Genomic DNA, 9,742 nt, shown 5'->3' on the forward strand with positions numbered 1-9,742 from the left:
TGATCTGTTGCTGCAATGCGTCGAGCGGCTGGTGGTCGGTCATTCCTCATTTCCGAAGCCGACACTCGAAACTGCTGGTCGACCTACATCAGGATTTCCATGTTCGTCCCGTTCCCGCAACCACAATCGAGCGGTTCAGCGTTCGACGGGCATCAGAATATTGATTTCTTCAGCCGGACTCTTGAGATCGGTTGATTTCGGCCTCTTGGCGAGTTGGGATCACGGTGGATTTTTTCCCATCGCGCACCCTAACGGAAGCATGGAGGAGTATCGTCAGTGAGCGACAAGGACCAGTTGGTCATTCCCGTCAAAGCCGTCCGCGATGGCGTCAATAAGGACCCGGAGTTTGCGATTGCCGCCCGCTTCTGGAACGCCCGCATCCGCTTCTACAGCAACGAGGCGGACGAGTATTTCATGGAGATCCGGGATGGCCGCGTCGTGGACTTCCAGCAAGGAAGCGACGGCTACAAGTCGTCGACCATCTATGTCGGCGGGCCGCGGGAAACCTGGCGCGACATCCTGAAGCCGGCGCCGGCGCGCTTCTGCAACGACTTCTTCCCGGCGGCGATCCATCGCGGCATGCGGCTCGGCGGCGATCTGTCGTCGCTCTACGCATATTACAGCGCCTTGCAGCGAATCCTCGCCGTGATGCGCCAGGAGATCAACGGCGTGAAGGCTTGAGGGACGGATGATGGCAAAGTTTGCAAAGATGGAATGCGGCTATCTGTATCTGACCCTGGATGACACCGAGTACCGTATATACCTCGAACAGGCTGGCACCGGCATCCCGGTGCTGCTGCAGCACACGGCAGGCACCGATGCGCGCCAATGGCGGCACCTTCTCGAGGATGAGGAACTCACCCGGTATTTCCGTTTCATCGCGTGGGACTTGCCCTACCATGGCAAGTCGCTGCCTCCCCTCACCCACCGCTATTGGGAGACTGGCTACAAGCTCAAGATGGACTGGTTCCTGCGCTACGTGCTCGAGTTGTCAAAGGCGCTCGAGCTCGACAGACCCGTCTTCATGGGCTGCTCGATGGGTGGGCTGCTGGCGACCGATCTGGCGCTTTACCATCCCGAGCATTTTCGCGCCGCGATCGCGCTTGAGCCTCTTATCAAGAGCCCCGAGCCTGGCACGCTGACAGACTGGTACTGGCACCCAACGACATCCAACGACACACGCGCCGCCTTGCAACACACACAGTGTTCGCCGAGCAGCCCGGAGGTTTACCGCCGCGAGACGATCTGGATGTACAGCCAGGGGGCGCCGTCGGTCTTCCCGGGCGACCTGCACTATTATGTCGAGGAGCATGATCTCACGGATACGGCCAAGTATATCGACACGGCGAAGATCGACCTCTATTTGCTGAATGCCGATTACGACTGGTCGGCGACGGTCGAGGAAGGGCGTCAGCTTGCGTCGATGATACCCGGCTCGAAATGGGTGCATATGCGCGACATGGGCCACTTCCCCATGGCCGAGAACCCGGCGAAGTTCCGGGAGTATATCGTGCCAATCCTCGATGAGATCAGGGCGAAGTCAGCAAAGCGCACCGGCTGATACCGCCCCGGGAGGCCAGCGAAAAACGCAGGAAGCAAAATCGTCGACGCTTTTTCCAACCTGGATTCTGGTTTACTTGACGCTGCCCGCCGTCAGCCCGCCGATCAGCCACCGCTGCGCGAACAGCCCGATCAGATAGACCGGTATAATGCCGGTGAGAGACGCTACCGCCATCTGGCCGAAATTTATCAATCGCTCGCCCTGGAAAAGAGCTATCGCCACCGGCAGCGTTCGGCTGCCTTCGTCATTGCTGAAGGCGGAGGCGAGCAGGAACTCATCATAGGCGAGGATGCCACAAATCAAACCCGTTGCCACGAGGCCTGGCGCCATGACTGGGCCGACGAGGCGAAAGATGATCGTGAAATACCCAGCACCGTCGATCTTTGCCGCTTCGTCGATTTCCACGGGCACCCGTCGCAGGAAGCCTGACAACAGCCAAAAGGCCACCGGCAGGTTGGCTATCCCGTTGACCAGGATAAGGCCAGACAGGCTGTTGAGCAGACCAAGCCGACGCAGAAGCAGAAAAAGCGGAATGAGCGCGACCACCGGCGGCGCCACGTAGGTCGCCAGCGTGAAGGCCGGAAGGAAGCGCCCGCCGACCTTCAACCGCACCATGGCGTACGTGGCTGGAAAGGCGACGGCGAGCGTCAGCAGGCTGCTACAAACCGCGACCAGCAGCGAGTTCGCCAGCAGGCGAAACAGTGGGATGATCTGGAAGGTGTTGATCCAGTTCGCCAGTGTCGGTGCCTGCGGCAGGAAATACCCGGTAAGCACCTGGTCTGGCGTCTTGAAGGAAACCGAGACGAGATACGCAATCGGCAACACAAAGAAGCCGACCATGACCGCGGCACACCCTGTTGCGACCCGGCCCCGCGACTTCCCCCCAGCTTGACTGGAATGGCTCATCCCGACCTCGTTTCGCTGCGTTTGTGAAGCCAGGTGATAGGCAGGGTGACAATACTGACGAGGATGGCGAACACCAGCGTTTGGGCTGCGGCCAGACCGACATCGAACTCCTGCATGGCAGTGCGCCATATGCGGAAGGTGGTGACGGTGGTGCTGAATCCCGGCCCGCCGAATGTCAGACCATAGACGAGGTCGAAGAGCTTGAACGCGATCACGACGCGCAACAGCAAGATGGCAAGCAGCGTCGGCATCAGCATCGGAAGCGTGATCTGCCAGAAGATCGTTCGCGGCGACGCGCCGTCGACACTTGCCGCCTCGAACACCTCGTCTGGCAAGGTCTGGAGCGCCGCATAAGCGAGGATCGCCACGAACGGCGTCCACTGCCAGGTATCGGCGACAGCGACCGAAAGGAAGGCTGCGGGCATGGTGCCGAGGAATGAGACCGGCTGGTCTATGATGCCGGTGCGCAACAGCACGCCGTTGAGCAGGCCGCCGGCGGGCGCAAGGATCAATTTCCAGGCCACGGCCACCATCATGGGCGGCGTCATTAGCGGCAACAGGATAAGGCTGCGCACCCACCTCGCCTGCTTCAGACTTGAATGCAGCATCATCGCGATCGCCAAGCCAAGTGCGAGCTGGATCAATGCGACGGGAATTGCGAAAATCGTCGTCCTCAACAGGGCCGCCTGAAAGTCGCCATCGCGCTGAATGGCGGCAAAGTTGGTCAGAACCGGCCAATGCTGGAACTGCCGCCCCAGCGAGCTCTTCGACAGCGACAACGCAAGCACGTCGAGAAACGGATAGATGGCAAAGGCGGAGAGGCCGAGCAGCAGCGGCGCGACCAGAAGGAACCCTGCCAATCGCGAGCCGCTTACCGTCGCTCCGGCCGATGTGGAAACCGGGTTGCCTCTATCCATTCAGCATTGCAACCCAAGCCGCCTGGGCATCTTTCATAGCCTGCTCGGGGGTCTTGGTATGAGCGAGAACCAATGCAAGTTCGTCAGCCAGGCCTTGCAGCATCTTGGACGCCAGTGCCCCGGTAGGCCAGGCAAGCGCGCCATTTAGTGCCTGGGCGCCAGCAGCCTGAACCTTCGGCGCCGCCGCCTTGTACTGGCTGCTGTCGAGAACCGACGTGAAGATCGGATCGATGCCACTGCCGGGAGTCAGTGTCAGCTTGAGGTTCATTTCCTTGCTGCAGGCAAACTTGACCAGTTCCCAAGCGGCGTCCGGCTGCTTCGAGCCGGCCGAGATCGCCAGGCCGAAACCGGCGTCGAGCGAGCCGCGATGCTGTTTGTTGGCGCCGCCAATCGGCATCTGCACCACGGTCCACTTGTCAACAATCTGCGACATTGCCGGATCCTGTGCGTTGACCCCGAGATCGGTCCAGAACTCGATCATGGCCGCCTTACCGGAGAGGAAGGCCGGCAATCCTTGCTCGAACCCGGTTTCCAGCGGCGTCGGCAGAGCATACGGAGCAACGTTAAGCATGGCCTGGACGGCCGCGATGCTGACTTCCGAATCGAGCAACGGCTTGCCGCTGGCATCGAAGAAATCGCCACCCAGACCAGCCAGCCGGTTGGTGTAGCTGCAGCCTATCATGAAAGGGTTTTTCACACCGAGCAGCGCGGTGCCGAAGATGCCGTTCGCTGTCTCGGCCTCCGTGATGACCTTCGCCGTCGCCAGATATTCGTCCCAAGTCGTGGGCGGCTTCTGGCCGCTCCGTTCCAGGATCTCGGTGTTGACGAACAGCACGTGCGAATCGCCGTCATATGGCACCCCCCAGCGCTTTCCCTTGTACAGTGTGTAGGGATCGTAGATCGACGGCAGGAAGTCCGCAGCGGCATAATCCTTGGCAATGCGGTCGGTAACGTCGACGACCGTGCCGTCTTCGGCGAGCGCGCCGAGCAGACAGTACCAGTAGTCGATGACGTCGTAGACGTTGGATCCGGACTGGACGTCGAGGGTCGCCTTTTGCTGGATCTGGTCGTTGGGAACCGGCAGTACGTTGACCTTCGCGCCGGTCGCCTTGCCGAACTCGTCTGCAACTATGCGTCCACCGGTGACGTGCGGCTGGATCACCATAAGATTGAGTTCGATACCCTTGAGATCGGGCGCGCTCCATGCCTGCCGCGGCATCAGAGCGGCTGCCCCCAGCATTGCTGACGTGCCGAGCAATTGCCGTCGTGTCAGCGACATTTGCTGCATGAGTTCCATCAAGTTACTGCTCTTCATTGCGCATTCCTCCACCAGCCTGCTTCTTAGTCGTTTTAGAAAGAGCCGCCTGGTAGCTCCTATTCCGCCCCGGCGTACGCATGTGGCGGTCAAGCACTTCGCCCTCACGCACCCCAGGCTTCTGCAGCGAAGTCACGAAGCAGCGCGGCGAACCTCGACCGACCGTCCGCGTGCCCGGAAACGGCAACGCCAATGCCGATCGCAGCAGGCGCTCCAAATCGCGCGGGCAACTGGATTGCGATGACGAGGTCGTCCTGGGCACTCAGATCGCGACAAACCGCGAAGCGATCGACGCGGTGCATTCGCAGCTCGTTGACAAGATCCTCCACATTGACCGCATGTGCAGCATCGCCGACGGCGTTCCCGTGCCGGAGAATGCCACGTACGTCATTCTCGTTCTCTGCTAGAAGCAGCATCCTGCCCAGGGCGTCGCTGCCAATCGGCAACTTCATGCCGGGACTCAGGCGATTCGTCCTTGGCTCGGCCGACGGCCAGGAGACATGCACATATTGAACGTGCACCCCATTGCGGACGCCAAGCCGGACATTTGCATTGGCCTCGATGCTCAACGCATCCAACGCCTGCAGCAGGCCGCTGCCCTGGAGAAACGTGTCGTGGACCCAGTTGCTCAACAGCACGGAGCGGACGCTCGGTAGGTATTTCCGCGTCTTGCGATCGCGCGCTATGAAACCTGCACCGCTCATGGCCTGTAGCAGCACGGACGAACTTGACTGGGGGATTTCGAGCGCGCAGGCGATTTCCGAGACCGACAGCGGGCGGCGAAGAGCAGCAAAGAGTTCAATGATTTCGAGCGGGCGCGTCGCCGATCTCAGGATGCTGCGGTTTGGCCGGGCTGGCAGGCGGCCGGCGTGATGACGATCGCATCCGGCCGCGCTCACTTCGGCGTCAGCTGCTTCGTTCAGCATCCCGGTTCGTCCAGAGAAAATTTCGGTAATGCAATGCCATCGGCGATGCGGTCGAACACCACATGGACGCGCGCACCAATCCTGAGGTTCGCCTGCCCGCCGACCAAATTGCTGACGACCAGCGGGCCTTCGTCAAGCCGCACCAGACATGTACGGTAGGGCAAGTCTGCCTCAAAGCCGTCCCAATAGGCGCGATGGAAATCCGCCCAGGACTGCAGCGTGCCTTTTCCGCTCGCCGGTTTCCAGGTCTGGCGGTCATTCAGGCACCGAGGGCAGACCGGCGCTTCGGGAACATGAGCGTCGCCGCACGCATCGCAGGTCTGCAGCGCGTAAATTGACTTGAGCGCATAGTCCCAGAACGGCCTGTTCAAGGGCGTAATCTTGGGCAACGGCTTTGCCTCTACGGATTTCTCGGAAGCGGAAGCGCCATACGCCATGTCAGCCGTCACGCCCGCGTATAAACGATCGTGCGCGTGCATGGTGTTGCTTGCACGTACGTCACGACTTCACAGTCCTCAACCTGCCGATCGCCGCATTCGCCACGCAGTTGGCGCACCGCCTCGACGTTGAGGGCCCAGCCCTGCATATACGAATTGGACAGATGGCCGCCGTCCGTGTTGGTCGGCAGCCGGCCGCCAAGTTTCAACGCTCCGCCCTCGACGAACCGGCCGCCTTCGCCGCGCGGGCAGAAGCCAAGGCCTTCGAGGCTGAACAGCACGGTCGGACTGAAATTGTCGTAACACATCAATGCATCGACATCGGCGGGCTCGACGCCGGCCATGGCGAACGCCTCATCGCCCGATGCCGAGACCTGATCGTGCCAGAAGTCGATGTGAAAATTCTCTATGGACGAGTTTCGATAGGCCTCGCGCCCCGAAAATCCGCTGATCCGAACCGGCGGCTTGGCGAGATCAGCGGCACGCTCGCTTGTCGTGAGGATCAGGCAGACGGCGCCATCGTTGATCAGGCAATAATCGAATAGGCGCAGCGGGGCGACGATCGGACGGGAATTCTCATGGTCGTCGATAGTCATTGCCTCCTTCATCACCGCGCCGGGATTGAGTTGCGCATGGCTGCGGAAGGCGACGGAAACTTCAGCGAGTTGCCGCGTCGTCGTACCGTAAAGCTCCATGTGGCGACGGAACATCATGGCGTGGGCGCCGCCGGGCGAGGTGAACCCCCAAGGGTCCCAATGGCCCGGCATTTCACCTCCGCCGTAGAAGACGCGGCGAGATCGGCCGATGTTGGCGTAAAGCAGCGCGACATATTTCGCCTGGCCGCTCGTCAAGGCGATCGTTGCCTCGATGAGGCCGATGCCCGACATGCGACCATGCCCCGGTAGGGTGATCGTCCAACGCGGATCAAGTCCCAGGACTTCGCCCATCCGGTAGTAGCTCGGAATACGACATGTAAGCAGGCCGTCGACCGCGCCCTTGTCCAGTCCGCAATCTGCAACCGCGTTGCGAAACGCCTCAGCCGCCAGGCCATACTCGTCCATGTCGGGAAAGTTGCCGTACGCCGTCGTGCCGACGCCCACCACCGATACTTTATCTCGAAGCCCAGAAAAGCCTTGCATCGTCCCTCCGTAATGGATGATGCATTTTATTTTATTTTGGTCAAGAGGCTCGGAACCGTTTCAGAGGCCGCGTGTCCCGACATAAATCGAGTAAAGAGACGAGGCAGCGGCTATGAACAGGCGATTGCGCTTGGGCCGCCGAACGTCAGGTTTGTGACGGGTTTCCGGGACCGCAATCTTACCGATTAATTCCCCTCGGGGCTGATGCAGTGAACACCATCAGCCGCGCTTGTCCAGATATTGCCATCGAGGTCCACGCTGAACCCGTCAGGCACCCCGGCATCGATCATGGCGAATGTCCGGCGGTTGCCAAGCCCACCATCGGCCGCTACGTCAAAAGCTAGGATCTCATGTGCGCCACCCAGGCGTGTGCGTCGCGCCTGAGTCGGCAACGAAAAGGATTTTCTCGGTGGGCGAGAAGGCCAGACCATTGGGCTTGTCCAGTTTGTCCGTGGCGATCGCCAGCTTGCCATCGAGGGGATCAAGGCGGAAAACGCAGCGGCGCCCGAGCTCGCTGGAGGCGCGGTTTCCTGTGTAATCGCTGAGAATTCCATAATCCGGGTCGGTAAACCAGATCGAATCATCCGAGCGTACGACGATGTCGTTTGGCGAGTTGAGCCGCTTTCCCTCGTAGCTATCGGCGAGAACGGTCTGCCTCCCGTCAAGTTCGGTGCGGACGACGCGACGATTGCCGCTCTCGCAGGTGGCAGACGCCCTTGGCGGTCCCGGGTGTTGCCATTGGCGTTGCCGGACGGATGGCGAAAGACGACCGGTGGCTGCCCTTTGGCGACAGTAATATTTGCTCTGCTGGAACGTCGCTAAGAAGGAGAATCTCGAGATCCGCAAAACAGACCGGACCCTCCGCCCACAATGCCGGTGTGAAGACGCTCCAATGGCGCATTGGCCACGACATAGCGCCGGAAGCCTTAAAAATTCAGGATCGAAATTTCTTCTGCACTTTTTCCACCACCCAAGGTGAATTGGTTTGACCCCCGCAATTTCTAATTGACAGGCGCCGCTTCTCAATGCCTAATTTTATATAATGCATTATCTTGCCGAGCAAACTCCATAAATGTGGTTGCTCAACATCAACGCTGAGACGGTCCAAACACCCTTCATGACAGCTGCAAGAGTTGAACCCCGGTCGACCGCTCTGGCGTCCGACACCGCCCCCGGAATGCTGTCTGGCCTTCGAGTGATCGAGGTGGCGGACGAGACGGCGGAGTATTGCGGCCTGCTGCTTGCAGGACTCGGCGCCGAGGTGATCAAGATCGAATCAGCAGACGGCAGCCCGACGAGGCGCATCGCCCCGTTCTGTTCTGAGGAGCCCGACCCCGAAAAGTCGCTCTATTTCTGGGCATACAACCGCGGCAAGAAATCCGCCGTCGCCGATCTGGATACCGCAGGCGGTCGCGAGATGTTGGTCCAGCTCCTGGGTACTGCCGACATCCTGCTGGATGCTAGCTGCGGCATGTTGAATGAACAGCTTGGGCTGACCCGCGAAGCCTTGGCGGCGCGGTACCCCTCGCTCGTCATCGCCCGCATGACGCCTTTCGGCGATGACGGCCCTTGGAGTACCTTCAAGGGGTCGGACCTGGTTCATCTGGCGCTCGGCGGCGTCATGATGAATTGCGGCTACGATCCGGATCCATCGGAACAGTACGACCTACCGCCTATCGCACCGCAAATCTGGCATGCCTACCATATTGCCGGTGAGCAACTCATGATTGGCATTCTTGCCGCTCTGATCGAGCGGACCACCTCGGGTCTCGGTCAGGATATCTCCTGTGCCATCCATGAGGCGGTGGCCAAGAGCACCGAGATCGATCTGATGTCATGGGTGATGCGCCGAGCGCCGCTCCATCGTCTGACATGCCGTCATGCCCTGGAGGCAGTGTCGCGTGTCCCCAACATCAGTCACACCAAAGATGGTCGCTGGTACATGACCTGGGGTGTTGGCGCCCGTGACAAGGCCAATCTCGTGCCGTTCCTCGAGCGTTTCGACATGGCTGCGGACCTCGAGGCGCCCACAGCCGATGCGGACTTCAACGCACGCAGCGTCCCGGGCTCGTCGAAGATGGACGACGCCACCTCGCACACGCTGGAAGTGGTTCAGCGTTTCGTCCGCGCCCACACATATGACGCGACGCCCTGGCAAGAAGCTCAGGCAGCGGGATTGCTCTGGGCACCGGTGCGCAAGCCGCATGAGAATGCACAAGACGAGCATTGGCTGAAGCGCGGCGCCATCACCAAGGTCGATCACCCTGAACTTGGGCGCAGCTTCCATTATGCCACAAGCAAATGGCTGAGTTCGGAAACACGATGGCAGGCCGGCAAGCGCGCGCCGCTGCGCGGTGAGCATACGGACGAAGTGAGCAACACCTCAAGGCAGGCATCGCCAAAGGTAGCGGCAGAGGCGACCCTGAAACCGGCGCTCTCAGCACGCAATCGTCCCTTTCCTTTGCAGAACGTCCGCATCTTTGACTTCTCATGGTTTCTTGCTTCGGCGGGCGGAACGCGCTTTGCTGCTGCGCTTGGCGC

Annotated in this window: 10 protein-coding genes and 1 pseudogene; 4 read left to right on the forward strand and 7 right to left on the reverse strand. The window is 60.5% G+C overall.

The window, feature by feature from the left end; translation table 11 throughout:
- The 3 genes from EN964_RS38155 to EN964_RS13810 all read left to right on the forward strand — a co-directional run.
- On the forward strand, nt 1-280 hold a 280-nt coding region (locus EN964_RS38155; protein ID WP_206528718.1), incomplete at its 5' end, for a hypothetical protein.
- Entirely contained in the window at nt 277-681 is a 405-nt protein-coding gene (locus EN964_RS13805; RefSeq protein ID WP_024504908.1) for a hypothetical protein, read from the forward strand. The genes EN964_RS38155 and EN964_RS13805, both read left to right, overlap by 4 nt.
- Nucleotides 682-691: 10 nt before the next feature.
- Nucleotides 692-1,561 carry an alpha/beta fold hydrolase gene (locus tag EN964_RS13810; RefSeq protein WP_206517133.1) on the forward strand — a complete coding sequence of 290 codons (870 nt, stop codon included), beginning with the start codon at nt 692-694 and terminating at the stop codon, nt 1,559-1,561.
- Between the two features lie 72 nt (nt 1,562-1,633).
- On the opposite strand, the gene EN964_RS13815 is transcribed toward EN964_RS13810, so the two are convergent.
- The 7 genes and pseudogenes from EN964_RS13815 to EN964_RS39230 form a co-directional block, all read right to left on the reverse strand.
- Complete coding sequence (locus EN964_RS13815) at nt 1,634-2,401, reverse strand: carbohydrate ABC transporter permease (protein WP_236382678.1); 768 nt, start codon at nt 2,399-2,401, stop codon at nt 1,634-1,636.
- A 62-nt stretch (nt 2,402-2,463) separates the two neighbouring features.
- A complete protein-coding gene (locus tag EN964_RS13820) occupies nt 2,464-3,327 on the reverse strand; it encodes a carbohydrate ABC transporter permease (protein WP_050580514.1) in 864 nt (287 codons plus the stop codon).
- Nucleotides 3,328-3,376: 49 nt separating this feature from the next.
- Nucleotides 3,377-4,714, reverse strand: coding sequence for a sugar ABC transporter substrate-binding protein (locus EN964_RS13825; protein WP_236382677.1), 1,338 nt, complete (start codon nt 4,712-4,714; stop codon nt 3,377-3,379).
- Nucleotides 4,715-4,803: 89 nt separating this feature from the next.
- Entirely contained in the window at nt 4,804-5,625 is an 822-nt protein-coding gene (locus EN964_RS13830) for a helix-turn-helix domain-containing protein (protein ID WP_127267386.1), read from the reverse strand.
- On the reverse strand, nt 5,619-6,104 hold the full coding sequence (locus tag EN964_RS13835; protein WP_206517131.1) for a Zn-ribbon domain-containing OB-fold protein: 486 nt from the start codon (nt 6,102-6,104) through the stop codon (nt 5,619-5,621). The genes EN964_RS13830 and EN964_RS13835 overlap by 7 nt, the downstream gene beginning before the upstream one ends.
- On the reverse strand, nt 6,071-7,201 hold the full coding sequence (locus EN964_RS13840; RefSeq protein WP_127267387.1) for a thiolase family protein: 1,131 nt from the start codon (nt 7,199-7,201) through the stop codon (nt 6,071-6,073). The genes EN964_RS13835 and EN964_RS13840 overlap by 34 nt, the downstream gene beginning before the upstream one ends.
- A gap of 60 nt (nt 7,202-7,261) precedes the next feature.
- A pseudogene (locus EN964_RS39230) lies at nt 7,262-8,109 on the reverse strand (SMP-30/gluconolactonase/LRE family protein).
- A gap of 164 nt (nt 8,110-8,273) precedes the next feature.
- On the opposite strand from EN964_RS39230, the gene EN964_RS13850 reads away from it, so the two are divergent.
- The coding region (locus tag EN964_RS13850) for a CaiB/BaiF CoA-transferase family protein (protein WP_206528719.1) at nt 8,274-9,742 on the forward strand (1,469 nt) is incomplete at its 3' end.

This window comes from Mesorhizobium sp. M7A.F.Ca.CA.001.10.2.1, from assembly GCF_003998575.1.
GTDB lineage: Bacteria > Pseudomonadota > Alphaproteobacteria > Rhizobiales > Rhizobiaceae > Mesorhizobium.

What these genes read in the sequence shown, in the direction of transcription:
- EN964_RS13830 (WP_127267386.1), bottom strand. Translation starts at nt 5,625, where the DNA reads ATGCTGAACGAAGCAGCTGACGCCGAAGTGAGCGCGGCCGGATGCGAT.
- EN964_RS13810 (WP_206517133.1), top strand. Translation starts at nt 692, where the DNA reads ATGGCAAAGTTTGCAAAGATGGAATGCGGCTATCTGTATCTGACCCTG.
- EN964_RS13815 (WP_236382678.1), bottom strand. Translation starts at nt 2,401, where the DNA reads ATGGTCGGCTTCTTTGTGTTGCCGATTGCGTATCTCGTCTCGGTTTCC.
- EN964_RS13840 (WP_127267387.1), bottom strand. Translation starts at nt 7,201, where the DNA reads ATGCAAGGCTTTTCTGGGCTTCGAGATAAAGTATCGGTGGTGGGCGTC.
- EN964_RS13835 (WP_206517131.1), bottom strand. Translation starts at nt 6,104, where the DNA reads ATGCACGCGCACGATCGTTTATACGCGGGCGTGACGGCTGACATGGCG.